Raw genomic sequence first — 25,473 nt, forward strand, 5'->3', positions numbered from 1 at the left:
CTTGTTTCCATTTGCTTGTTTTGTTTCTGCTGTATCACTTTTTACCTTTGTATCAACTTTTGTAACAGCAAGAAAAACGATTATCGCTAAAATAGCTATTAGAAAAATTACACTAGTAATTGTTGTCCCCAAACCTAACCCGCCATTATTTTTTGGTTGAGATAGGTAATCTCCTATTGATGCTCCGAGTGGACGAGTAAGAATATACGCAATCCAAAACGCTAATACCCCATCAAGTTTCAAAAACTTCCATGCTAAAAATACACAACCAATTATAATAACGACTAGTATTCCTGTGTAAAGATAACCAAGTCCGAGTTGTTCGGAATATAAATCTCCGACTGCTGTTCCAAGTGCAAATGTGAAAAGAATGGTCAGCCAATAGAAAACTTCTCTTTTTCTTGTAAAAATCGAGTGTATTGAGAGTGTTTTTTCACTGAGATACCAAAAAAGAAAAGTTAAACCTAGCAGCACGGAGAAAACTACCGTACTAACCTCAAGAGGTACTCCCATATTGTCTGTCAAATTATCAGTTACCAACGTTCCAAATACGCTTATAAGAACAACAGTTAACCAATAAATGCCTGGAACATATTTAGTTGCTCTGAATTGAAGATACAATACAACGAAAAACGCTATTCCCATAATTATGGTAGTGAGAGTTAAACCAAATCCAAGGTTGAAATTTAGGAAATCAGCAAATGTTTCACCAACAGTTGTGCATAAAATTTTGATTATCCAGAAGAAGATCGTAACTTGCGGAACCTTATTCAACATCTGCCGGCCTAGTGACGAGGCGGCAGCGACTTCATCGGAAACGAATAGATCTTTTGCCAATGAACTCATCTCCTTTTATTGTATTTTAGCCGATAATGAATAACTTAAAACATTTCATGATTCTCGTTTATTCATTTGATGATTACTACAAGAACTAGTCTCTACTTTACTAACTTTTAATGAAATTCATCTGAAAATCTAATTAGATTTATATGAGAAATTTATTAAAAATTAATGCAGCATCATAAGCGAGGAAAGCATTCTTTATAATAAGTTCTCTTCTGGGGGAGTAAAAAAACAAATAAAATAACAATCATTTAACAAAAAAAGCATCGGTTTTATCACCGATGCTTTACTTTTTTATCATATTAAATAATTACAATTACTATTTCTTATTTAAATCAAATCGAGCTATTTCTTTACCATCTAACATCACTAATAGTAAAGCATCTAAAGCGTTACTCTCAAGTTTTTCCAACGCTTCTTTTGCTGGAACTCTTAGTGGAACTTGCGAGTTTTCTTCACTTACACCTAAATCAAAAGTTAGAATATATTCCCTACTTTTACCAGGTTTGATTTCTCCGCCAAAGGAACTTCCAAAACCCACACCCGATCCTTCATATGCAGAGGGGTCAAAAATATTAAAGCCAACTATTTCTTTGGAAGTATTCACTAATTTATCATTAGGTTCAATTTTCACTTGTAAACCTTTATCGCCAAATCCTCCAATTTTTTGCTTCCCATTATTTTTAATTTTAAACTCATAATATAATGCCGTTGGTACAAGCTCCTGCCCTTTCTTATCACCTTCTGTTATGCCTATAGCACCAACCTTATTTTTATCGGTAACTATATCAACTTTTGCATTTACAAGTTCTAAAGATGGTTTAGACGAGCAAGCTGTCAAAAGAGTCAAAAGCGATATAAAGCCTAAAAGCATTATAAATCGTTTCATTTCAAATCCCCCTTTTAACCATTCCTACACTCGGATTACTACCATTTTATTGGATCAAGCAAAAAAGAATACATTTAAACCAAACAAAAAACCTTGTTATCAAAAGATAACAAGGTTTTTTTAGCGTCCCAGGAGAGATTCGAACTCCCGACCGACGGCTTAGAAGGCCGTTGCTCTATCCTGCTGAGCTACTGGGACATGGAGCGGGTGAAGAGAATCGAACTCTCGACCAGAGCTTGGAAGGCTCTTGTTTTACCACTAAACTACACCCGCATGATATGAAATTTTTTCTAATGTCTCATCGACAGTTTTCATTATATTATTATCAACAATTAAAGTCAACATTTTTTTCAAATAGGGTGAAGAAAAATTCTTCACCCTATTTGAAACGTTTTTTCCGCTACAATTGAACCATCTAATGTAAGAAAACGAATCTCTATTTCGCTTTCTTGTATTTCAAGTAAAGCAAATGTTTTTTCTCTGCGCGAGCGCGGCAAGAGAATACTTCCTGGATTGATAAACAATATATCGTCTATGATTTCTACTCCCAATATATGTGAATGACCGAAGCAAACAACATTTGCCTCAGCTTCCTTAGCACGATATAAAAGTGTTTGCAGCGTCATTTTAATATTGTATAAATGGCCATGCGTTACAAGAAAGCGGGTGCTTTGTACATCTGTGATGATGTCATTTGGAAAATCACCAACAAAATCACAATTTCCTTTCACCACATGAAACCCTTCTAGTTCAGAATGCTGAGATGTTAATTCAGAATCACCGCAATGAATCATCACATCTACATTTCCCTCATAGTGCTCTTTTAATTGCTTTAGCTCTTTCACAGAACCGTGACTGTCGCTCACAATTAACACCTTCATCGGTTTCGCTCCCTTATTGTTTTTCTCCTAAAAACCATACTGGAATTTTTTCTTCCAATTTACGAAGAGCACGTCCGCGATGACTAATTTTATTTTTTTCATCAGATGACAATTCTGCCATTGCGCTTTTGTATTCTTCTACATAAAAGATTGGATCATAACCAAAGCCATTTTCCCCGCGCTGTTGTTCTAAAATCTTCCCTTCACACGTTCCGTTTACAATCAATGGTTTTTTATCTTCTTGTGGAAACGCAACGGCTAATGCGCAATAAAAACGTGCTGTCCGTTTCTCCATTGGAATACCCTTTAATTCTTCTAGAACCTTTTGAATGTTAGCTTGATCATCCTTCTCCTCTCCTGCATAACGAGCAGAGCGAACTCCTGGTTTTCCCTGCAGAGCATCTACAATTAAACCCGAATCATCCGCAATGACAATTTCATCTAACTGTTTACAAAGATGTTCCGCTTTTAAAATGGCATTCTCTTCAAACGTTTCACCAGTTTCTTCTACTTCTTCAATATGAGGAAAATCATAAAGTGATTTTACTTCTAAATCAAACTTTTCAAATAGCTCCGCAAATTCACGTACTTTTCCTGCATTTTTTGTTGCTACTACAACTTGTTTCATAATTTTCACCTCTATTCCATATGAGTTACAATATCGCCCAACGCTTCTTTTTGCATTTCAATAAGCTGTAAAATTCCATGTTCCGCCGCATCTAGCAATTCATTCAATTCACTACGGCTAAATGTCGCTTCTTCTCCTGTACCTTGTACTTCAACAAAATGCCCTTTTCCTGTCATAATGACGTTCATATCGACATTCGCCTTAGAATCTTCTGCATAATTTAAATCTAACACAACACCATGCTCATCAACGATTCCAACAGACGTTGCTGCCAAGTAATCTTTTACTGGAATTTTTGATACTTTTCCTGCTGCTACAAGCTTCTCAAACGCTAATACCATTGCAACATATGCACCGGTAATAGAAGCTGTTCTCGTTCCACCATCAGCTTGAATGACATCACAGTCAATCCAAATCGTCTTTTCACCGAGCGCTTCTAAATCAACAACAGCACGTAGTGCTCGTCCTATTAAACGTTGAATTTCCATTGTGCGCCCCGTTACTTTTCCTTTACTCGATTCACGAATTGTACGCTGTTCTGTTGCACGAGGAATCATGGAATACTCAGCTGTAACCCATCCTTTTCCTTCGCCTCTCATAAACGGCGGAACCCTTTCTTCAATCGTTGCTGTACAAATAACTTTCGTATCACCAACTTCAATTAACACTGATCCTTCTGGATGTTTTAAATAATTCGTATGAATATGTACACGGCGCAAATCTGATGCTTGTCTACCATCTACTCGCATAAAAATAACCCCCTTGTAACTGCTACATGTTAGTATAGCCCATTTAAAAATTTTGTTATGTATGACAATAAAAGAAGGGGAATTCCCCTTCTTTTCATAAATTAAGTATATCAAATTATTCCCGTGTGAATAACCCCTCCTTATCCACCTTCCGGTCGATTGAAGAAGAGGCTTCCTGTTTCATAGACCGTTGCATAGTGGGGTGTCCCACTGCGTCTTACACAGTTTCCACAGGCGTAGATTATACTGTTCGGACATAACCTTGCCCTACAGTTTGCAGACTTTAGTTTGTGGCAAACAATTCTTCTAATCCTTTTTGTAAGATGTTCCGACTCGCGTTATAGTCTCTATCCAATACCGTTCCACACTTTGTACAAATGTGAGTACGAATAGAGAGAGACTTCTTCACACGATTCCCACAAAAAGAACAGTCTTGTGAAGTATACTTTGGTTCTACTTTGATGAGTACACCGCCATGATTTTCACATTTGTAAGCAAGCATGTTTCGAAACATTCCCCACCCTGCATCAGAAATAGACTTTGATAATTTTCTGTTTCTAACCATGTTTCCAATGTTCAGATTTTCTACAACGATAACGGAATAATCTTTCGCTAGATTGTAACTGAGTTTATGAAGAAAATCCCTGCGCTGGTTCGCTACTTTTTCATGTAGCTTGCGAACACGCTCGACTTGTTTTATGAAGTTAGCAGAACCTTTTTTCTTCTTAGAAAGTTTTCGCTGTGCTTTCTGTAGCTGTTTTTCTTTTTCGCGGAGAAATCTAGGGTTTTCAAACTCTGAACCATTAGAAAGAACGGCATACTTATGTAATCCCACGTCAATTCCTATCGCACGATTGGTATCGATATCAGATGGTACCACTTGTCTTTCGACACAGAAAATAGCGTACCATCTTTTCCCTTGACGTTTGAGAATCAGTTGCTTGATTGTTCCTTCGAGTGGTCTGTGAAGGATGATATCTATTTCTCCCAGCTTTGTATTATATAATTTACCATTATCAGAAAAAGACATGGCATAGCGATGCTTTCCATTTCGTTTGAACCCAAATTGCGGAAATGTCATACTCGTGTAGTCTTTATACTTTTTCTGTTTTGGATACTTTGCCTCTTTACGAAAGAAATGATCAAATGCTTTTTTCAGACGCACAAAAACTTCTTGCAAAGGCTGAGAAGGCATTTCTTTTAGAAAAGGATACATATTCTTGTCCAATGTAAGTTGTCTTTGCATATCATAACGATTGTAATTTTCTTTATTTTGCTTATATTTCCGTTCTTTGTCTAGCAAGGCAGAATTGTAGGTTTGACGACAATATTGTAGCCAGCGGTCTAACACTTCTTTTTGCGCTTCTGTTGGAAAGATTTCATATCTTTGATTCAACAACATTGTCATCACCTCCCATTCGTTTTGTCCTTGTGCTTCGGTATTGTTTTAGAATTTCTAATGGTGCACTGCCTACAGTCAGCAAACAATAACTTTGAGATCAAAAGTATTCTTTCTATAATTTCTGTCTCATTTGAGGAAATTCCTTTTTCATTCCTTGGGCTTACGCCAACCAAAAGAATTCCCCTTCCTTTTCATTCTTTGAGGAAGGGGAATTCTTTTGGAAGTATGTTAAAAACTACCTGTGTTCACGTTTTGCGGACGATCGACTGGTTTTATTAATTTAGCGCCTTTTTCTGTAACAAGATTCGCTTTTCCATTCACTTGAATTAACACATTTTCTATTCCTTGTTTTTCCGTTAAAGTTAATACAAGAGACTGAAGTACGTAGTCAGAAATCATACTTTTACCTTTATTCGCATAAATATTTTCATTAAAGTTTAGCGTAACCGTTCCTTTTTCAAGTTTCGGATCATTGATTAGCTTTACATCTGGATTAAAGTCGTATGTTAACGACGATTGATGCGCTGGTCCTTTTACAAGTTCTTTTACAATTGTCGCAACTTCATTTTCTTTTCCTTCTGCAACGCGGCGCGTTACTGGCACATAATAATTTTGTTTATTATTTTGCGCTAAGAAATACAGCGTAACTGGTTTTGTATTTGTAATATCAGCAACTTGTTCATCATCAAAGTTAATGCCATTTGCTCGGCTTAATCCATTACCAATCGGAGTACCAGCAACAGGCATTTTCGCTAATTCTTGCCCATTCATGCTGAACTTCACATTCTTTACTTCTTTAAACTGTGTTAATGTCCAAGTAACCGCTTCTACAATGCGACGTTCTTCTTCTTTTTTATAACTTTTCAGTTCTTTTGAAAAATCAACAACTGCAGTCCCGTCTTTTTTCACAGCAACTGTCATTTCTGTGTCCGCTGGGAGCACAGCTTGAAATCCATTTGGCAATAAGTTTGTTACCGGCCCGTCTTTCACTAAATATTGTAATGACTGCTTAATCACCGCGTTATCTTTCGGAGCAGGTAGCTGCACCGTTTGCGGCACAACATAACCATTTTTATCTACAAGATATAAATCTAGTTTTTTCGTTTTCCCTTGTTTCGCGGTTTCTTTCTTCTCACCGTCTGTATACGTTACTTTCTTAGGTGGATCAATTTGCTCTGTCGCTTTTTCCTTACTAAACAAACCGCATCCTGCTAATAAAACCGTACTTAATGTAGCACAAACAAGCCATTTGAAAGTCGATTTAGGCATACGCTTTCCTCCTAAAAATCTAAGTTTGTACTATATGTATACGAGCTTGATTCTCACTTTAGAACAAGCAATGACAACTTATCTTTTCTAAAAACACCTGCACAAAGTTTTATATTATGGTGAAAAACTTCCCCTTGCCTCTATTGGAATATTTTCAGTCTCTTTACTAACGTCTCCGTATTATTCTTTCACGATAAAGTGAAACCTTCATCAGTTAAGGCTTCATCCCCCCTTCTCTGAATCTTGAAATAGGGTCTTACTACCTACGACTAGTAAGATAAAATTATCAAATATAAAAGGAGATTACAGCAAATTATGTGCAAATTTGAACAATTTATGAATCCTCCAAAACTGTGATAAATATCACATCTCCTCATTTTCCAAAAATTCTATAATACTAATATAAAAGTTTGTTAAATATTTCACAAAAAGAAGGGAAATGAATATGAAAACACGTTTAGTCATGATCGGGAATGGAAACAAAAAGCATTTACAGAGGAAGATATAAAAGATGCTCATCTCATTTATGCTGCAACAAATCATCATGATGTAAATATGATGGTCAAGCAAGCAGCACATGATTTTCAGTGGGTTAATATCGTAAGTGCTGGCACGCAATCATCTTTTCACACGCCTGCTGTTATTCGAGATAACGAATATATTGTAAGTATATCCACTTCAGGTAAAGATCCAGCATTTGCAAAACAAATCAAACAAGAACTAACAACTGTACTTTCACAACTTATAAAGTGAAACTTCCATAAGTAGGCGGGTTTCCTACTTATGGTTAGTTGAACCAATCGGGCTTTTACGGGCAGTTATCCCCTACCTAGCTTCTTCGCTTCTCTCTCAATCTAGAGGTGGGGGCTTACTGCCCGTTAATGCGGGATAAAGTGAAACTTCCAACAGTAAGGAGTTTTCTTCATCCCTACTGTTGATTAGTTGAACCAACTAGACTCTTACGGGCAGTAACTTTCATTCATCCTTAAACTACTCTACAGCTCAAGTAATGAGCTTTCCCTTAAAGTGACTACTATTCGGTGTACAATTCAGTAAAATCAAAGACCATCCTTTCATTTTCAGATAAGCACTGAATAAGGATGGTCTTTTTATATTATTCTCTTAATTTAATAACTATGAAAACAGCCTCTTTATAAAACAATATGCTTCACATTCTCAATTGGTTGTCCAAACCATTTGGAAGCAATTTCTCTAAACAAATCGATTTCTCCTGTTGTTAAAAAAAGATGATCACTTTGCTCTTCTCTACCATACAGCATCTTACTATGATATAAAATAGTGCTCACTTCACGAGCTGTTTCATCGCCTGAACTAATCAATTGCACGGAATCGCCCATGACCTGTTTAATAACTGGGCCTAAAATCGGATAATGCGTACATCCTAAAATCAGCGTATCGATTTCAGTTTGCTTCAGCGGTTGCAGTGTTTCTCTTACCACTTCATACGCTATTTCACTCTCAAAATTCCCGCTTTCTACAAGCTCAACGAACGGCGGGCAAGCTAAACTTTCTACAAATACGCGGTTATTAATCGATTTTAGCGCCTCTTCGTACGCGCCACTTTTCACTGTTCCAATCGTGCCTATTACACCAACATGGTACGTATTTGTCATTTTAAGTGCCGTGCGCGCGCCTGGGTGGATTACCCCTACCACTGGAATAGACAATTTCTTTTGCATTTCTTCAAGCACAACTGCTGTTGCAGTATTACAAGCAATGACAAGCATTTTAATATCCTGCGCCAATAAATACTCTGTCATTTCCCATGTAAATTGTCTTACTTCTTCACGCGATCGCGGACCATACGGGCAACGTACTGTATCTCCTAAGTATATAATTCGCTCTTTCGGTAATTGCCGAATTAACTCTTTCGCTACTGTTAATCCGCCAACACCTGAATCAATTACACCAATCGCTCTATTCAAAACAATCGCCCCGTTTTCTCTTTCATAATCTAAGCGTACATTCCCAAATCGTGCACTCCTCATCAGAACAACATACATAGACTAATAGAAGGTTCACTTTATGTACATGTTAGACCTTTTTATTCTCCTCCTTTTTCTAGTAATTTGCAAGATACAAAAATAACCGGCTTTTCCTTATATAAAAGCCGGCTTCATTCTTTATAGTTCAAGCTCTCCCATGCGAAGAAGCTCAACAACCGCTTGCGAGCGTCCCTTAACCCCTAGCTTTTGCATTGCATTTGAAATATGGTTACGTACGGTTTTTTCACTAATAAAAAGTTCACTTGCAATTTCTTTTGTTGTTTTATCTTGAACAAGTAACTCAAACACTTCTCTTTCTCTTTTTGTGAGCAACGGTTTGGATTGATATTCTTTTTCCTTCAATTGGTATAACCCTCCCTGCTTAAGCCAGAGCTGTATATGTGTAAGATGGGTGTTTATTTAGTCATGATATTGTATGAATAGAGGCATGTGGTGGTGAATAAAAACAAAGAGAAATTCCATGTATTAATTATAAAAAAGTTGTTTGTATTTCATTTTTGTTTTTCTATGTTTTACGCAATGTTTCATTATATAAGAACTCCCCATTTATTACCTCTTTTCTTACTAAATATTTGGCTACAAGACGCTCATACTACATAGTATCTATTCCTGGAAATTTTGCATATTGGTGGTGTGAGTATGTTTTCAACAGTCAAAAGATTTCTAATTGGGAGACCGTTAAAATCAACAGCATTAGGAGAGCAAAAGTTAAATAAATTAAAAGCGCTGGCTATCCTGTCTTCTGATGCGCTTTCATCTGTTGCATACGGAACAGAACAAATATTAATTGTTCTTGCAACAATTGGAGCAGTTGCATTTTGGTACTCCATTCCCATTGCTGTCGGTGTTTTAGTTCTATTGACAGCACTTATTTTATCATACCGACAGATTATCTATTCTTACCCACACGGGGGCGGAGCTTACGTTGTTTCTAAAACAAATCTAGGCGTAAATGCAGGCCTCATCGCCGGTGGATCATTGTTGGTAGATTATATTCTTACCGTAGCAGTAAGTGTATCAGCAGGAACAGATGCCATTACATCTGCGTTTCCAACTTTACATCGGTACACCGTTCCTATCGCTGTTATACTCGTTATTCTTATTACCATTCTCAACCTTAGAGGAGTAACGGAATCTGCTTCTGTATTAGCTTATCCTGTCTATCTCTTTGTGCTAGCACTCGTTATTTTAATTATTGCTGGAATGTTTAAAATTACATCTGGACAAGCACCGGCCACTTTGCATACACCTATTGGTACAGTAGTACCTGGAATTACATTATTCTTCTTATTAAAGGCATTCTCATCCGGGTGTTCTGCATTAACAGGTGTCGAAGCCATTTCCAACGCCATTCCAAATTTTAAAGAACCAGCTGCAAAAAATGCTGCCAACACATTAGTCATGATGGGAGCGATTCTTGCTGTTTTATTCACTGGCATTACCTTTTTAGCATATTGGTACGGCATTGCCCCTAAACATGCTGAGACTGTCGTTTCTCAAATCGCTTCCAATGTATTCGGAAGAAACTTTGTTTACTACTTTATTCAAGGAGCAACCGCTCTTATTTTAGTGTTAGCTGCCAATACAGGATTCTCAGCATTTCCGTTATTAGCTTACAACTTAGCATCAGATAAATATATGCCTCGCATGTATTTGATGCGTGGTGATCGCCTAGGGTACTCAAACGGTATTATCACACTCAGTTTTGCTTCTATTATTTTAATTATTACGTTTCACGGAAAAACCGAACATTTAATTCCATTGTACGCAGTTGGTGTATTCCTCCCTTTCACCTTGTCACAAACGGGTATGATTATAAAATGGATTCGGAAAAAACCAGAAGGGTGGTTACCAAAATTACTCATTAACTTATTAGGAGCACTGATTTCCTTAACCGTACTGCTCATTTTCTTTGTAACAAAATTTATGCAAGTTTGGGCTATTCTTATATTTCTACCGATTATTGTATTGATCTTCCATCGTATTTATAAACATTATGACGCAGTGGGTGAGCAACTACGCATAAATCCTAATGAATTACCTCAAAAAATTGAGGGAAACGTCATCATCGTACCTATTGCTGGAATTACAAAGGTAGTCGAACAATCGCTCAATTATGCTGAATCCATTGGAGATACTGTCATCGCTGTTTACGTGGCCTTCGACAAAGAAAGCGAGATTAAAATGCAGGAGAAATGGAAGGCGTGGAAACCCAACATTCGTCTTGTTTCAGTAGTTTCTTCTTATCGAAGCTTAATGAGACCCATAAAAAAATTAGTAACTACAATTCAAGATAAAGCACAAGAGGAACATTATGCAGTTACCGTTCTCATTCCGCAATTTATTACGAAAAAGAATTGGCATAACTTTTTGCATAACCAATCAAGTGTTTTACTAAGGGTATATCTTTTGTATAAAAAGAATGTTATTGTTTCAACTGTCCCGTATCGATTTAAAAAATAAAGATGCTTTCTCCTTATAGAAAACCAAGAGCAATGATTAAAAATAGGTCATTGCTTTTGGTTTATTATTTATATTTCCCATGCAAACGCACGAAATAAGAAAAAACATTAACCATATAAAGTGAAACTTCCAGCAGTTATCCCCCATCTATCTTCTTCGCTTCTCCCAATCTTGAGGTGAAAGTCTTACTGCCAGTTAATGCGGGATAAAACTGTAATCTTCTCCTAAAAACCATAATATAATTCGATAGCCCCTACTTTTTCCATATAGGATAAAGCATTCACTTCTACATAAAAAAAGATGAATAATTAAAAGGAGAGGATTTCATCATGGATAAAAAATTATGCAAATCTTCAACAGATAAAGTGTTTATCGGTATTTGTGGTGGCTTAGGGGAATATTTCGGTGTGGACACAAATATGATTCGTATTCTTTGGCTAATCGCAATCTTATTTTTCGGAACAGGATTTTTGGCTTATTTCATTCTTATGTTGATTATGCCGCAATCTTCTGAATAAAGGCACCGGTTCCACCGGTGCCTTTTTATTATTTTACGATGAATATTTCATTGTTAAATGTAGAACTGCTACTTCATTTTCCTTATTTTCATAGCTATGCTTTCGATTTGCTTCAAATTGAATAGAATCAAATTCGTTTAATTTATATACTTCTTGTTCAACTTGAATGGAAACTTTCCCTTTCATTACTGTTACAAATTCAATAGCCCCTTCATGATGGGGATCTGTTTCGTATATACTATTCGGCTGCAAACAAGCACGATGCATTTCCATCCCGGTTTCTTTTGTATAGCGAAATATAGTCTCTAATCGCCACGTTTGATTTTCTTCCGTTACAGTAAACCCTTCTCCACAACGTGAAACATTTATTGTATCTCCCACAACCATAAGCCGTGACAACGGAATCGATAATCCCTTTGTAATCTTCCAAATCACGCCTAATGTAGGATTCGTTTCTCCTCTTTCAATTTTTCCTAATGTTAATTTACTAACACCCGTTTTCTTCGCTAACTCTTCTAAACTTATTTTTTGTTCATTTCGTATTTGTCTCAACAACTGTCCAACTTGCTGAATAACTTCTTTCGTCTGTACATCTTCTTGTTCTCGCATATGTATCCCTACACCACCTAATACATTATAGTTTACTTTTATTTAAATAAAGTATATTATAGTATACATATTTTATAAAAAGGGGCGAACGTAATGCGCGCTATATTATTAGGCATTTTATCATCTGCCTTTTTTTCCGCTACATTTATTATAAATCGGGCTATGAACGTATCAGGCACAAGCTGGGCTTGGACTGCTTCTTTCCGATTTTTATTCGCTTTACCTATTTTATTCTTTATCGTCTTATTTCGCAAAAACCTTCGTCCATTATGGACAGAAATGCGAAGACATCCTTTGGCATGGATTAGTTTCGGCACATTAGCCGGCGTTGGATTTTATTCCTTATTAAGCTTCGCCGCTGTATTTAGTCCTGCATGGCTCGTTGCAGGTACATGGCAAATGACAATCCTTGCTGGCTTATTATTGTCTCCGCTATTTTTTATTACAGTTGAAACGAAATCAGGAACAAAACGAGTTCGCGGTAAAATCCCAATACAAAGCTTGCTCATTTCCTTATTTATTTTAGTAGGTGTCATTTGCATGCAAGCAACAGAAGCTGGGCATATTACTATTTCTCAATTTTTATCCGGTTTCTTACCCGTAGTTATCGCTGCATTCCTATATCCATTCGGTAACAGAAAAATGATGGAAGTTGTCGGGGGACGCTTAGATACATTTCAACGTGTGTTAGGTATGGCAATCAGCAGTCTTCCTGTCAGTATTATATTGGCAATTTACGGATGGGCGACAACTGGCATACCAACATCTGGGCAAATGATGCAAGGCTTCTTATTGGCACTATGTTCTGGCGTTATTGCCACAATGACATTCTTCTTTGCTACTGACTTAGCAAAAAGTAATCTTTCCTTACTAGGAGCAGTAGAGGCGACACAAGCAGGAACAATGATATTTACCATTCTAGGTGAAGTTTTATTTTTAAACGGTTCTTGGCCTGTTGGATTATCTTTAATTGGGATGATTATTATCATGCTTGGAATGGTAGCAAACAGTATTTTAAACCGCTCTGTTCCTGTTACAAAACAAAAGAAAACAGCATAATTCTCCTTTCCGCAAGTTTCTTTTTACTCCATATGAAAAGAAACTTGTTTTTTTATGTTGACAAAGAATTATAGATGTAACTATAATAGTTACATAAAGTTGTAACAAAGTTGATTACAACAAAAATAAAAGTAAATACATTTCTATATAAAACAAAGTAAAAAAGGAGAATGATTATGAAACTTGCAGTAGTAGGCGCAACTGGTAACATTGGAAAACAAATTATTGAGGAAGCTTTAACACGCGGACATGAAGTAACTGCTATCGTTCGTGACGCATCTCGCGTAGAAACAGCACATGAAAATTTACATGTTGTAACAGGTGATATTTTTAATGTAGATAGTATTGCAAAAGAGGCTGCGAATCATGATGTTCTAATTAGTGCATTTGGTCCTAAGCACGGTGAAGATGAGAAACTTGTAGAAGCAACACACTCTTTATTACAAGCAGCAAAACAAGCTGGTGTTTCTCGTCTTGTATCTGTCGGAGGCGCAGGCAGCTTAGAAGTAGCACCTGGCTTACAAGTTGTTGATACACCAGACTTCCCAGCAGAATGGAAATCAATCGCAATAGCACACCGCGATGCTCTAGAAGTATATAAACAATCTGACTTTAACTGGACGAATTTAAGTCCTGCTGCAATGATCGAACCAGGTGAGCGCACAGGCAAATATGTAACTGGCACAGATCAACTATTAACAGACGAAAACGGTGAGAGCCGCATTACAATTCCAAACTACGCTGTTGCTTTATTAGATGAAGTAGAAAACGCACAATTTTCTCGTCAACGTTTTACAGTACGTAACGCCTAATAAAGTGAAACTTCCAGCAGTTATTCCCCGCCTCTCTTCTTTGCTTCTCTCTGAATCTTGAGGTGGGGAGCTTACTGTGATAAAAAAGAACCTAGCCTTCCATCATACAAGGCTAGGTTCTTTTATTGTTGTATTTTCTCTTCTAGATTTGTAACAAGCTGTTTTACCTTTACATTTGCAAGAACATTTTCCATCGCGTCTTGTGCTTGCAACAATATAATTTCTAATACAGTTTGAATATTAGCTCCAACTGGGCATTCCACATTTGGATTATCGTGAAAAGAAAATAAATGCCCTTCTTCTACAACTTCAACCGCTTTATATACATCAAGTAACGTAACTTCGTCTAAATCTCGAGCTAAAGAAGTACCGCCTTTTCCAGCTTGTACATCAACTAATCCCGCTTTTTTTAACATTCCTGTAATTCGGCGAATAACGACTGGGTTTGTATTGACACTGCCAGCAATCCATTCAGATGTACATCGAGATTTTTTATCGATTTCTAACAATGTTAACATATGAACAGCTACTGTAAAACGACTACTAATCCCCACTTGTATCCCCCTCCTTTATGTTCATTCTCTCTCATTTATTTAAAAATAACGTATCTTTTATTATATACTATTTTCCTTCATCACATAAAGGGAAACTTCCATCGGTAGGGGTTTTCTTCATCTTCCACCTATCTTCTTCGCTTTATCTGAATCTTGAGGCAGGAGTCTTACTGCCCAAAAGTAGCGAGATAAAGTAAAAAAACATTGCAATAAAGAAACATGTCAGAAATCTTTAGTTCGCTGTGTCTTAAGGTTATACATTACTATTCATGAATGCAGAAAAAAGCCCGATTTGCTTATGAAGAAATCAGGCTTTTTCCTGTATTAATAACGTCTTATAAATTTAGCAAGATCTTTAAACTTCACTTTATCAGAATAGTTCATCACACCGTTTACATAAATGCGACTTGTAATAAAGTTTAAAAGGAAGATAGTCACAAGTAATAACGATAACGTAATACTAATTTCTAAAGCTCCTGCTTCTCCAGCTACAACACGTGAGAATGTGACCATTGGCGTAAAGAATGGAATATATGAACCAATAACAACAATTGTACTATTTGGGTCTGTCAATGATTTAATACTAATGAAAAATGCTGCCATAATTAAAATTGCGACTGGAAACGAAACTGATTGTAAGTCTTCTGTTTTGGATACGACAGCTCCTGCTGCTGCATACATCATCGCATATAATAGATACCCTGTAATAAAAAATACAATAAACAGACTAATAACTTTTGCATCTAGCTTCGCAAAATCAATTGGCATCCCAAATAAAGTTGCATCTTCCCATTTTATCCACCCGATTAAAACGGGAACAAAAAAACCACATGCAAGTATAGCAATTTGCAATAACGCGGTTGAAACAACAGCAAGAATTTTAGCATACATCATTTGCAGCGGTTTCACTTTTGAAAGCATAACCTCCATAACACGAGAAGATTTTTCCGATGCAATATTCATTGCAATGGTATTTCCAAAAGCCATAATAAACATATACAATACAAAAATAAAAATATATGCAATCCCAAAAGAAGCGGAACGATCTTTTATCGCTTCTTCCTTCACTGAAATATCAGTTTGCAATTGCTGCGCTACATCAGATGAGATCTTATTTTTTAAAAGGACTATTTGTGTATATTGCTGTTTAAAATAGTTTGATATAATTGCAGACATCTCTTGACTCGGAAAACCATTATACATATAAGTTATTTCAGGAACTCCATTTTTTTCTGTAACGTAAAAAAGGCCATTTAAATCCTCTTTTTCTACTTGTTTACGAAGCTTCTCTAACTGACTTTTCTCTGCTACTTGTATTTGAGCTGATGGAAGGATTTTCTGTAATTCATCTTCTTTTACTTTATACGTCGAACTATCTATTACTATTGCCACCTTATCTTTATCTTTATTTTTATCTTTAGCAGAGGTAAAATGATTAAAAGCAAAAATACCAAACACTATTAAAAATAAAATCCCACTTGTAATAAGTGATTTTTTGGAGAGAAATGATTCTCTAAAATAAAATGAAAACACATGATAAAATTTACGCATCTTTATTTCGCCCTTTCTACAAAAATTTCATTTAAAGTTGGTTCTAACATTTTAAATTGACGTAAATGTAAACCTTTTTCTTGTAATTTTTGCAAGATTGATAGGGCTTCTGTATCTTCCTGAACTTGAATATAAAGAGAACCAAGACGTTTCTCATACATAATCTGTAATGTTTGCAATGCCTTTTCATTTTCTTCGTTATCTTCAATTGTTAAGTTTCGGAATCCATATTCCTTTTTTATATCATTTAAATAACCTTCTACAACCGCTGTACCTTGCTTTAAAATACACACATGCTGACAAAACGCTTCAACTTGCTCCATACGATGACTCGATAAAATAATTGTTTTTCCTCTTTGAATTTGTTCTTCAATAATATTTGCTAACATAGCAGCGTTCACAGGATCTAATCCACTAAACGGCTCATCTAAAATAAGTAAATCTGGATTGTGCAGAAGCGCTGCAATTAATTGGATTTTTTGTTGATTCCCTTTAGACAACTCTCCTGCACGCTTATATTTATATTCAGGGATAAATAATTTGCCTAACCAAAAATCAATTGCTGTATCCACTTCTTTTTTTGTCATTCCTTCTAGTCTCCCAAAATAGCGAAGCTGATCAATGACTCGACTTTTCGTATATAGACCTCTCTCTTCAGGAAGATAACCAATTGTTACACCGCTCTTTGAAATCTCTTTGTTATCCCACGTAATACTTCCTTGATTTGGTGCTAATAAACCTAACAACATTTTAATAGTCGTTGTTTTCCCTGCACCATTTCTTCCGAGCAATCCCAGCACTTCGCCTTTTGGCAATACAAGATTCAACTTATTCACAGCAATATTTTCACCAAACTGTTTGGTTAATTGCTGAATTTGTAATGTCATAAATTTCTCTCCTCTTAAATCAAATTATGAATATTTAACAATATATATGAAGAGCATATTTTTACCATATTTTTATTATAACATTGCGCATACTATTCATATAATAAAAATCAATATGCAAAATTGCATCCGTTTATTATTACATTATTGTGATATAATTGAGAATTGAGTTTATACATATTTGGAGGGTAATATGAAGAAAAGAAAATTAACAACACTGTTATCTGTTGCATTATTATCTACATCTTTAACAGCATGTAACATGGCGGCAGAAAAAACAACAGCAACAGCAAAAGAAACAAAGGTCCAACTAACGGATCAACAATTAATGGCTGACTTATGGTATCAAACTGCTGGCGAAGTAAAAGCATTATACCATCAAGGCTACAACATCGGTACACAAAAGTTAGATGCAGCTCTTGCTAAGGGGACAAGCAAGAAGCCAGCTGTTGTACTAGACTTAGACGAAACCGTTTTAGATAATAGTCCGTACCAAGTAATGACGGTTAAAACAGGAAAAGGCTATCCTTATAAATGGGATGACTGGATTAACAAAGCAGAAGCAGAAGCGCTTCCTGGTGCAATTGATTTCTTAAAATATGCAGACTCTAAAGGTGTAGACATTTACTACATTTCAAATCGTAAAACAAACCAACTAGATGCAACTACTAAAAATTTAGAACATATCGGTGCTCCACAAGCAACAAAAGAGCACATTTTACTACAAGAACCGAAAGAACAAGGAAAAGAAAAGCGCCGTGAACTCGTTTCATCAACACATGACATCGTTTTATTATTTGGTGATAATTTATCAGATTTCACTGGGTTTGATGGATTATCCGTGCAAGATCGTAATAAGAAAGTAGAAGAAACAAAAGCGCAATTTGGTGATAAATACATCGTTTTCCCTAATCCAATGTATGGTGACTGGGAAGGTGCCTTGTATGACTATAACTTTAAAAAATCTGATGCAGAAAAAGATAAAATCCGCAGGGATAACTTAAAATCATTTGAAGATAAAAAATAAAGGGTGGCGCTATGCCACCCTTTATTTTTTATCTTTTGTAAGAGGTAAAATAAATACTTCTACTCGTCTATTTTTCGCTCTTCCTTCCGGTGTATCATTCGTTGCGACAGGCCGATATTCTCCGTAGCCAATTGCACTAAATTTTTCCGGAAGCAATTGTTTATTTTGAAGCAATACTTGCATGAAATTAACAGCGCGCTGCGTACTTAACTCCCAGTTAGAAGCAAAATTTGCGTTAGAGATTGGAACATTATCCGTATGCCCTGATACAGTAATTTCTCGAGGAGATGCTGCTACTAATAATGATGCCATCTCTTGTGCCATATTCAGTGACTCTGGCTTTACAGTAGCTTGTCCAGAATCAAAGAATGCGTTATCTAAAATTGTTACCATTAATCCACGTTCAGTAAGTTCTGTTTTAAACGAAGATGTAAGTCCTTTCCCTTGGATGTATGTATCAATTCCTTTTTGTACTTCTTTTAATTCATTCATTTCTTGCAGTTTCACTTCTGCCTCAGCTTGTTTCTGCTTTTCAGCCTCAGTTAATTCTTTCTCATATGTTGGTCTTTGATCACTTAAAAACTTTTTATGCCCTGTTCCACCTGTGAGCTCTGATTTAAAAGCAACCGCCATTTCTTTAAACTTTTCAGCATTAAGACTACTCATTGCAAACAGAACGATAAATAGTGCAAACAACAAGGTTAGCATGTCTGAATATGGGATTAGCCATGTTTCATCGATATGTTCTTCATGCTTTTTTTTCTTCTTCTTTCTACTACGCATCTTTTTCCTCTCCCTGTTCTAACTTTTTACGCTCAGTTTCAGAGAGTGCACCTAAAATACGATTCTTCATAACAAATGGATAAGTACCAGCTTGAAGCATTAATAAACATTCAACCATTAAACGCTTCTTCTCAAGTTCTTGTGCAGACTTTTGCTTTAATTTATTCGCAAATGGATGCCACAGAATATAACCAGAAAAAATACCAAAAATCGTTGCAATAAATGCACTAGAAATTGCATGACCTAGCTTATCCATATCTGCTAAATTCCCTAATGCAGCTACAAGCCCGATAACAGCCCCTAAAACACCAAGTGTCGGTGCATATGTACCAGCCTGCGAGAAAATAGCAGCTCCTTTGGCATGCCGCTCTTCTATCGCTTCAATTTCTGATTCTAATATTTGCTCAAGATCTTCTGCCGATACACCATCAATAACAAATTTCAAGCCTCTCATCAGAAATTCATCTTCCACTTCATCTAATTGTTGTTCCAAAGATAAAACACCATATTTTCTACTTTCTGATGTCCAATGAACAAATAGTTCCAACATTTCTTCGTATGTCATTTCTTTTTTGTTACTGCCAAAAATGACTTTGAATAATTTAGGAACTCTTTTCAATTGATTCATTGGAAAGGCAATACAGACCGCTGCCATTGTCCCAATAAAAATAATCATAAACGCAGCGGGATTTAACAAAGCGTTAAGTGAAGCTCCTTTCAAAAACATTCCTAATACAACGGCAACTATCCCAAGGATAATGCCAATGATTGATGCCAAATCCATCGTTGTTCCCTCCTAGATTATTCGATACAAGTAAGAAGCTACATATCACACTTTAATCGTTACATCGTTCTATAAATATATATTACATAAAAAATAGAATTCTTGAAAGATTGCAATGTGTCATTTTTTAAAAAATCATGAGGAAATCGACTTTTTTTTACAAATTTTTTTCAATTTCGTTACATAAGGGCTCCTTTATTTCTTTTTACATACGATAGATTTATAATGTAAAAGATAATAGAGTACAAGTATGTTAGAAAGGAATAAATCGGTTAAAAATTATGAAAAAAACAATTATAAAAAGAACAGTTTTAATTTCAATTACGATTCTCATTATTATTTCTTTAATAAATTTTGGTTCCAAAACTTTTACAGGAAATATACATAATCAAGCAGAAGCAGTTGGAGCAACCCAGCATGCTAAGCATCCAAAAGAGGAGATTCCTCCATTCCCAAAAGCAAGTGTAACAGCGAAAAAAATCGATGAACAATTTTCACTTGTAAATAACCTTGATTCATCACTCGTTTTAGTAAACAAACATCGCAAACTCCCAGATTCCTACACACCACACGATTTAACAAAACCAAATGTTCCATTTTTAAGTCTGGAAGATAAAGAAAAAACATTACTTCGTAAACCAGCAGCGGATGCCCTAGAAGAAATGTTTAAAGCTGCAAAACAACAAGGGATTGAACTTACTGCAGTATCTGGATTTCGCTCTTACAAACGACAAGAGTCATTGCATAATACATATGTAAAGCGTCAAGGAAAAGAAGCTGCTGATGCGTTAAGTGCTATTCCAGGGACAAGCGAACACCAAACTGGACTTGCCATGGATATTAGCTCTAAATCAGCAAACTTTCAATTGGAGCCTGTATTCGGAGAAACACCTGAAGGAAAGTGGGTAGCAGAGCATGCTCACGAATTCGGATTTATTATTCGCTATCCAGAAGATAAAACAGACATTACAGGATATGATTATGAACCGTGGCATCTTCGTTTTGTCGGCAATCCGCAGGCTACATATTTATATAAGCATCACCTGACATTAGAAGAAGCAATGGAAGACAAAAAATAGAGAGCGATACGCTCTCTATTTTTTTAATCTAATAACCGTTGTTTCCATTCTGCTGGCCAAGGTACTCCTTTTCCTGTTTGTTTAGAAGCCTGTACCATCGCTCCTCTTCCTACTAAGCAGATCTCTCCCGCTTCGTTCTTCACCATATAGTTTAAATCTAAAGATGAATTCCCGATATTTCCTGCTTTTACGTACACTTTTAAATTCTCATCAAAGAACACTTGCTTTAAAAAATTACATTGCAAATCAGCCACTACAATCATTGTTTCCGATGCTTCATGTACCCACTCTTGCATAAAACCAAGCTCTTTAAAAAATTCAATACGTGCTTCTTCAAAATAAGTAAACGCAACGCCGTTATTCATATGCCCAAACATATCCGTTTCAGAAAAACGAACTTTTATAGGAATATAGAATGAAAATGTACTTTCCCATTGCTTAAAATCTTCAATATAATGAATCTTCTTCACACTATTCAGCTCCTTTAGAATTCCTCTTTCTATATATTATTTGACTTTTCTGAATTAAAAACCTACAAAATTACAATTTATTAAGGTAAGAATAAGTACACTCCAATGTAAAAATATAATTAAGTAACTTAAATAAAAATAATATAAATATTGCCTCTTCAAACTGAAGAGGCAATATAGATTAATAGTTATTGTCACTACCAAAGAAGTCTTTAAATGATTGAATCGTTGTATCACGGTTTAAAGCCGCAATCGATGTCGTTAATGGAATTCCTTTTGGACAAGATTGTACACAGTTTTGTGAGTTACCGCAGTTTGCAAGTCCCCCATCACCCATGATTGCACGTAATCGATCCGCTTTATGCATTTCACCTGTTGGATGTGCATTGAATAAACGAGCTTGTGATAGTGGTGCTGGACCGATAAAGTCAGATTTATCATTTACGTTCGGACATGATTCTAAACATACACCACAAGTCATACATTTTGATAGCTCATATGCCCACTGACGTTTTTTCTCTGGCATTCTTGGCCCTGGACCTAAGTCATACGTGCCATCAATCGGAATCCATGCTTTAACACGCTTTAATGCATTAAACATACGGCTGCGATCCACTTGCAAGTCACGAATAACCGGGAATGTTTTCATCGGTTTTAAGCGAATCGGTTGTTCAAGTTGATCAATAAGTGCTGTACATGATTGACGTGGTTTTCCGTTAATCACCATCGAACATGCTCCACACACTTCTTCTAAGCAGTTCATATCCCAAGCAATAGGTGTTGTATGATTCCCTTTCGCATCAACAGGATTACGACGAATTTCCATTAGTGCCGAAATGATATTCATATTTGGGCGATATGGAATTTCAAATTCTTGATCATACTCCTGAGAGTTCGGACCATCTTGTCTTGTAATAATAAGGCGGATTGTTTTCTCAGACATGTTGCTTATCCCCCTTCTCTTCTCCCTTAGCAGCTACTTCATGCTTTGAAGAATAGTCGCGCTTACGTGGTTCGATTAATGAAATATCAACGTCTTCGTAATGGAATGCTGGTGCATTTCCTGCTCCCTCAAACTTCGCCATTGTTGTTTTTAAGAAGTTCTCATCATCACGATCTGGGAATTCTGGTTTATAATGTGCACCGCGGCTTTCATTACGGTTATATGCACCAATTGTAATAACACGAGCTAATTCAAGCATATTTGCTAGTTGACGTGTAAACGAAGCACCTTGGTTACTCCATTTCGCCGTATCGTTAATGTTAATGCGTTTATAACGCTCCATTAACTCTTGGATTTTCGCATCTGTGTCTAATAATTTTTTATTTTCACGAACTACTGTTACGTTATCTGTCATCCATTCTCCAAGCTCTTTATGAAGAACATATGCATTTTCATTACCATCTAACGTTAAAATATTGTTGAATTTTTCTGTTTCGATTAATTCATTTTGCTCATATACAGAAGATGATACTGCATCAGATGATTTTCCAAGACCTTTCATATATTCAATTGCATTTGGTCCCGCTACCATACCGCCGTAAATCGCTGATAATAATGAGTTAGCACCTAGTCGGTTACCACCGTGCATAGAGTAGTCACACTCACCCGCTGCAAATAACCCTGGAATATTTGTCATTTGTTTATAGTCAACCCATAGTCCGCCCATTGAGTAGTGAACAGCTGGGAAGATTTTCATTGGTACTTTACGTGGATCATCACCCATGAATTTTTCATAGATTTCAATAATACCACCTAGTTTAATATCAAGCTCTTTCGGATCTTTATGAGAAAGATCAAGATATACCATGTTTTCACCGTTAATACCAAGCTTTTGCTCAACACATACATCGAAAATTTCACGCGTTGCAATATCACGAGGTACAAGGTTTCCGTATGCTGGATATTTCTCTTCAAGGAAATACCAAGGCTTACCGTCTTTATATGTCCAAACGCGGCCACCTTCACCACGTGCAGATTCACTCATTAGGCGTAATTTATCATCGCCTGGAATTGCTGTTGGGTGAATTTGAATAAACTCACCGTTTGCATAATATGCACCTTGCTGATACACAGCAGATGCTGCTGTACCTGTATTAATAATAGAGTTCGTAGATTTTCCAAAGATGATACCAGGACCACCTGTTGCCATAATTACAGCATCAGCTGGAAAACTTTTAATCTCCATAGATTTTAAGTCTTGCGCTACGATCCCGCGGCATACGCCTTCGTCATCCACAACAGCGCGTAAGAAATCCCAGCCCTCATATTTCGTAACAAGACCTGCTACTTCATGACGGCGCACTTGCTCATCTAATGCATATAATAATTGCTGTCCTGTTGTTGCACCAGCAAATGCTGTGCGGTGATGCTGCGTTCCACCAAAGCGACGGAAATCTAGTAAACCTTCTTCCGTACGGTTAAACATAACACCCATGCGATCCATTAAATGAATAATACCAGGCGCTGCATCGCACATTGCTTTTACAGGAGGTTGGTTCGCTAAGAAGTCCCCTCCATAAATTGTATCGTCAAAGTGAATCCACGGAGAATCCCCTTCACCTTTTGTATTTACAGCACCGTTAATGCCGCCTTGTGCACATACAGAGTGAGAACGTTTCACTGGTACTAAAGAGAATAGTTCTACATTCACGCCTGCTTCCGCTGCTTTAATCGTTGCCATTAAGCCGGCTAATCCACCGCCAACTACAATAAGTTTCCCTTTCATGCTCTCCCACTCCTTACAAGTTTGCTAGACTCGGATTAATGAACGCAAGTAATGCGCTCACTCCTACGTAAGATAACGCTAAGAAAATTACTAATGTTACATACGTAGAAATACGCTGCGAACGTGGTGACACCGTGATACCCCAGCTAATGCAGAATGTCCATAATCCATTTGCAAAGTGGAAAATAGCCGATACAACCCCTACCAGATAGAAACCGAACATAAATGGATTGCTTAAAAGATTTGCCATCATATCATAGTTTACCGTTTGTCCCAATGCAGCTTGAATGCGCGTTTCCCAAACGTGCCAAGCTAAGAAAATCAGCGTAAATACTCCTGTGAATCGTTGCAGAACGAACATCCAGTTACGGAAGTAGCTGTAAGATGTCGCATTGTTCTTTGCTGTAAATGCGATATATAAACCGTATACAGCATGGTACAACAATGGTAAGAAAATCACAAAGATTTCCAATGCGTACCGGAATGGAAGCATTTCCATAAAATGAGCAGCATTATTGAAAGCCTCTGCTCCTTGTGTTGCAAAGTGGTTTACTACTAAATGTTGTGTCACAAAGACACCGATTGGAATGACACCCATTAATGAGTGCCACTTGCGAAACGTATACTCGCGGCCTTTCATGTCCCCTTTACCCCCCTTGAATGTTTGACTACTGTTTGTCACGTTACTTTATAACAATAGCATTTTTCCACTATTGCTATAAGAAAAACTGAAAAAATTATTCGCAATATTTCAGCATAATTTGATACCAAGTTCATTTTACTCCTATTTTTGTCGAAGCGTCAAGAAAACGTATACATAATCTGTATATAATTTTTATATTCTTTTTTTCATTCTCTACATCAGATTTTTTCCTAAGAAATAGCTGTGTCTATCTATATAAAATGGTATATAATATTGGCAGTATAGAAAGTGGGGAATATTGTGAGTACAAAAAAAATTGAGAGCGAATCTTTACAAAATATTTCAATGAATGCTTTTGCCTACGAATTGCTTCGTGAAGAATTACTCCCTGACTTAATAGGGAAAGAATTAGATGCTATTCTATATTGGGCTGGCAGAAACTTAGCACGAAAATATCCATTAGAAACAATTGATGAAGTGATTCAATTTTTCGTAAAAGCTGGATGGGGTGACTTAACCATCATTGAACATAAACGCCGTGAAATGCAATTTAAACTAACTGGTGATCTTATTAAGGAACGCCAACAACAAAATAGACACTCTTCTTACCAATTAGAAGCTGGTTTTATTGCAGAACAAATTCAAAAACAGCGTGGTGTGATTGCTGAATCTTATGAGGAACAAAAAAAGCGTTCTGACTCTATTATGTTTCTTGTACAATGGGATGTAAAAGATCCTGTCGAAGTATAATGTCATTCTATAAAGTCAACTAGACATAACAATGTCCAGTTGACTTTTTTTATCTATATATATTTTT

General features: G+C 36.4%; 25 protein-coding genes, 2 tRNA genes and 2 pseudogenes. 8 read left to right on the forward strand and 21 right to left on the reverse strand.

Annotated elements, in window-relative coordinates; translation table 11 throughout:
- Window positions 1-51 precede the first annotated feature (51 nt).
- From WAX78_RS25160 to WAX78_RS08540, 9 genes and pseudogenes are all read right to left on the reverse strand, one after another.
- Window positions 52-846: pseudogene (locus tag WAX78_RS25160) on the reverse strand (COG4705 family protein); the annotation flags it as partial.
- Window positions 847-1,162: 316 nt separating this feature from the next.
- On the reverse strand, window positions 1,163-1,732 hold the full coding sequence (locus tag WAX78_RS08505; protein ID WP_336481844.1) for a hypothetical protein: 570 nt from the start codon (window positions 1,730-1,732) through the stop codon (window positions 1,163-1,165).
- A gap of 124 nt (window positions 1,733-1,856) precedes the next feature.
- Window positions 1,857-1,930: transfer RNA gene (locus tag WAX78_RS08510), tRNA-Arg, on the reverse strand.
- 1 nt (window position 1,931) lies between these two features.
- Window positions 1,932-2,005, reverse strand: a tRNA-Gly gene (locus WAX78_RS08515).
- A 101-nt stretch (window positions 2,006-2,106) separates the two neighbouring features.
- Window positions 2,107-2,613: a metallophosphoesterase gene (locus WAX78_RS08520; RefSeq protein ID WP_336481845.1), complete on the reverse strand. Its 507-nt coding sequence runs from the start codon at window positions 2,611-2,613 to the stop codon at window positions 2,107-2,109.
- A gap of 13 nt (window positions 2,614-2,626) precedes the next feature.
- Window positions 2,627-3,241 (reverse strand): XTP/dITP diphosphatase, encoded by a 615-nt coding sequence (locus WAX78_RS08525; protein WP_336481846.1) that lies wholly within the window; start codon window positions 3,239-3,241, stop codon window positions 2,627-2,629.
- Window positions 3,242-3,252: 11 nt separating this feature from the next.
- Window positions 3,253-3,990, reverse strand: a complete 738-nt coding sequence (gene rph / locus WAX78_RS08530) for a ribonuclease PH (protein ID WP_336481847.1) — start codon at window positions 3,988-3,990, stop codon at window positions 3,253-3,255.
- 283 nt (window positions 3,991-4,273) lie between these two features.
- A complete protein-coding gene (locus WAX78_RS08535; protein ID WP_336481848.1) occupies window positions 4,274-5,398 on the reverse strand; it encodes an RNA-guided endonuclease InsQ/TnpB family protein in 1,125 nt (374 codons plus the stop codon).
- Between the two features lie 222 nt (window positions 5,399-5,620).
- Window positions 5,621-6,661: a GerMN domain-containing protein gene (locus WAX78_RS08540; RefSeq protein WP_336481849.1), complete on the reverse strand. Its 1,041-nt coding sequence runs from the start codon at window positions 6,659-6,661 to the stop codon at window positions 5,621-5,623.
- A gap of 474 nt (window positions 6,662-7,135) precedes the next feature.
- Between WAX78_RS08540 and WAX78_RS08545 the strand changes: the two are divergent.
- Window positions 7,136-7,414 (forward strand): annotated as a pseudogene (locus WAX78_RS08545) (NAD(P)-dependent oxidoreductase); the annotation flags it as partial.
- Window positions 7,415-7,812: 398 nt separating this feature from the next.
- On the opposite strand, the gene racE reads toward WAX78_RS08545, so the two are convergent.
- Both racE and gerE read right to left on the reverse strand, forming a co-directional pair.
- Window positions 7,813-8,670 carry a glutamate racemase gene (gene racE / locus WAX78_RS08550; RefSeq protein ID WP_413789176.1) on the reverse strand — a complete coding sequence of 286 codons (858 nt, stop codon included), beginning with the start codon at window positions 8,668-8,670 and terminating at the stop codon, window positions 7,813-7,815.
- Window positions 8,671-8,805: 135 nt separating this feature from the next.
- Window positions 8,806-9,030, reverse strand: coding sequence for a spore germination transcription factor GerE (gerE, locus tag WAX78_RS08555; RefSeq protein WP_020060005.1), 225 nt, complete (start codon window positions 9,028-9,030; stop codon window positions 8,806-8,808).
- Window positions 9,031-9,327: 297 nt separating this feature from the next.
- Here gerE and WAX78_RS08560 point away from each other — a divergent pair, with 297 nt between their 5' ends.
- Window positions 9,328-11,151 (forward strand): APC family permease, encoded by a 1,824-nt coding sequence (locus WAX78_RS08560; protein ID WP_336481850.1) that lies wholly within the window; start codon window positions 9,328-9,330, stop codon window positions 11,149-11,151.
- Between the two features lie 329 nt (window positions 11,152-11,480).
- On the forward strand, window positions 11,481-11,669 hold the full coding sequence (locus tag WAX78_RS08565) for a PspC domain-containing protein (RefSeq protein WP_336481851.1): 189 nt from the start codon (window positions 11,481-11,483) through the stop codon (window positions 11,667-11,669).
- 33 nt (window positions 11,670-11,702) lie between these two features.
- Here WAX78_RS08565 and WAX78_RS08570 read toward each other — a convergent pair whose 3' ends face one another.
- On the reverse strand, window positions 11,703-12,278 hold the full coding sequence (locus tag WAX78_RS08570) for a helix-turn-helix domain-containing protein (RefSeq protein ID WP_336481852.1): 576 nt from the start codon (window positions 12,276-12,278) through the stop codon (window positions 11,703-11,705).
- A 93-nt stretch (window positions 12,279-12,371) separates the two neighbouring features.
- Between WAX78_RS08570 and WAX78_RS08575 the strand changes: the two genes are divergently transcribed.
- Together WAX78_RS08575 and WAX78_RS08580 are read left to right on the forward strand one after the other, a co-directional pair.
- Entirely contained in the window at window positions 12,372-13,337 is a 966-nt protein-coding gene (locus WAX78_RS08575; protein ID WP_336481853.1) for a DMT family transporter, read from the forward strand.
- Window positions 13,338-13,513: 176 nt separating this feature from the next.
- Window positions 13,514-14,149, forward strand: coding sequence for an NAD(P)-dependent oxidoreductase (locus WAX78_RS08580; RefSeq protein WP_336481854.1), 636 nt, complete (start codon window positions 13,514-13,516; stop codon window positions 14,147-14,149).
- Between the two features lie 122 nt (window positions 14,150-14,271).
- On the opposite strand, the gene WAX78_RS08585 is transcribed toward WAX78_RS08580, so the two are convergent.
- The 3 genes from WAX78_RS08585 to WAX78_RS08595 all read right to left on the reverse strand — a co-directional run bounded on the left by WAX78_RS08585 (window position 14,272) and on the right by WAX78_RS08595 (window position 17,141).
- On the reverse strand, window positions 14,272-14,703 hold the full coding sequence (locus WAX78_RS08585) for an Rrf2 family transcriptional regulator (protein ID WP_336481855.1): 432 nt from the start codon (window positions 14,701-14,703) through the stop codon (window positions 14,272-14,274).
- A gap of 324 nt (window positions 14,704-15,027) precedes the next feature.
- Window positions 15,028-16,254: an ABC transporter permease gene (locus WAX78_RS08590; protein WP_336481856.1), complete on the reverse strand. Its 1,227-nt coding sequence runs from the start codon at window positions 16,252-16,254 to the stop codon at window positions 15,028-15,030.
- A 2-nt stretch (window positions 16,255-16,256) separates the two neighbouring features.
- Entirely contained in the window at window positions 16,257-17,141 is an 885-nt protein-coding gene (locus WAX78_RS08595) for an ABC transporter ATP-binding protein (RefSeq protein WP_336481857.1), read from the reverse strand.
- Window positions 17,142-17,334: 193 nt separating this feature from the next.
- Here WAX78_RS08595 and WAX78_RS08600 point away from each other — a divergent pair, with 193 nt between their 5' ends.
- Entirely contained in the window at window positions 17,335-18,168 is an 834-nt protein-coding gene (locus tag WAX78_RS08600) for a 5'-nucleotidase, lipoprotein e(P4) family (protein WP_336481858.1), read from the forward strand.
- Between the two features lie 21 nt (window positions 18,169-18,189).
- Here the strand turns inward: WAX78_RS08600 and motB are convergent, their stop codons facing one another.
- Window positions 18,190-18,951, reverse strand: coding sequence for a flagellar motor protein MotB (motB, locus tag WAX78_RS08605; RefSeq protein ID WP_336481859.1), 762 nt, complete (start codon window positions 18,949-18,951; stop codon window positions 18,190-18,192).
- Window positions 18,944-19,735, reverse strand: a complete 792-nt coding sequence (gene motA / locus WAX78_RS08610) for a flagellar motor stator protein MotA (RefSeq protein WP_336481860.1) — start codon at window positions 19,733-19,735, stop codon at window positions 18,944-18,946. Before motA ends, motB begins: the two co-directional genes overlap by 8 nt.
- 296 nt (window positions 19,736-20,031) lie before the next feature.
- On the opposite strand from motA, the gene WAX78_RS08615 reads away from it, so the two are divergent.
- Window positions 20,032-20,814, forward strand: a complete 783-nt coding sequence (locus WAX78_RS08615) for a M15 family metallopeptidase (RefSeq protein ID WP_336482017.1) — start codon at window positions 20,032-20,034, stop codon at window positions 20,812-20,814.
- A 23-nt stretch (window positions 20,815-20,837) separates the two neighbouring features.
- On the opposite strand, the gene WAX78_RS08620 is transcribed toward WAX78_RS08615, so the two are convergent.
- The 4 genes from WAX78_RS08620 to WAX78_RS08635 form a co-directional block, all read right to left on the reverse strand.
- A complete protein-coding gene (locus WAX78_RS08620) occupies window positions 20,838-21,284 on the reverse strand; it encodes an acyl-CoA thioesterase (RefSeq protein ID WP_336481861.1) in 447 nt (148 codons plus the stop codon).
- Between the two features lie 181 nt (window positions 21,285-21,465).
- Window positions 21,466-22,227, reverse strand: a complete 762-nt coding sequence (gene sdhB / locus WAX78_RS08625; protein WP_336481862.1) for a succinate dehydrogenase iron-sulfur subunit — start codon at window positions 22,225-22,227, stop codon at window positions 21,466-21,468.
- Window positions 22,220-24,013, reverse strand: a complete 1,794-nt coding sequence (gene sdhA / locus WAX78_RS08630) for a succinate dehydrogenase flavoprotein subunit (protein WP_336481863.1) — start codon at window positions 24,011-24,013, stop codon at window positions 22,220-22,222. Before sdhA ends, sdhB begins: the two co-directional genes overlap by 8 nt.
- Window positions 24,014-24,026: 13 nt before the next feature.
- Window positions 24,027-24,653: a succinate dehydrogenase cytochrome b558 subunit gene (locus WAX78_RS08635; protein ID WP_336481864.1), complete on the reverse strand. Its 627-nt coding sequence runs from the start codon at window positions 24,651-24,653 to the stop codon at window positions 24,027-24,029.
- Between the two features lie 348 nt (window positions 24,654-25,001).
- Between WAX78_RS08635 and WAX78_RS08640 the strand changes: the two genes are divergently transcribed.
- On the forward strand, window positions 25,002-25,406 hold the full coding sequence (locus WAX78_RS08640) for a YslB family protein (RefSeq protein WP_413789180.1): 405 nt from the start codon (window positions 25,002-25,004) through the stop codon (window positions 25,404-25,406).
- Window positions 25,407-25,473 lie beyond the last annotated feature (67 nt).

The sequence above is a fragment of the Bacillus yunxiaonensis genome, assembly GCF_037104695.1.
GTDB lineage: Bacteria > Bacillota > Bacilli > Bacillales > Bacillaceae_G > Bacillus_A > Bacillus_A yunxiaonensis.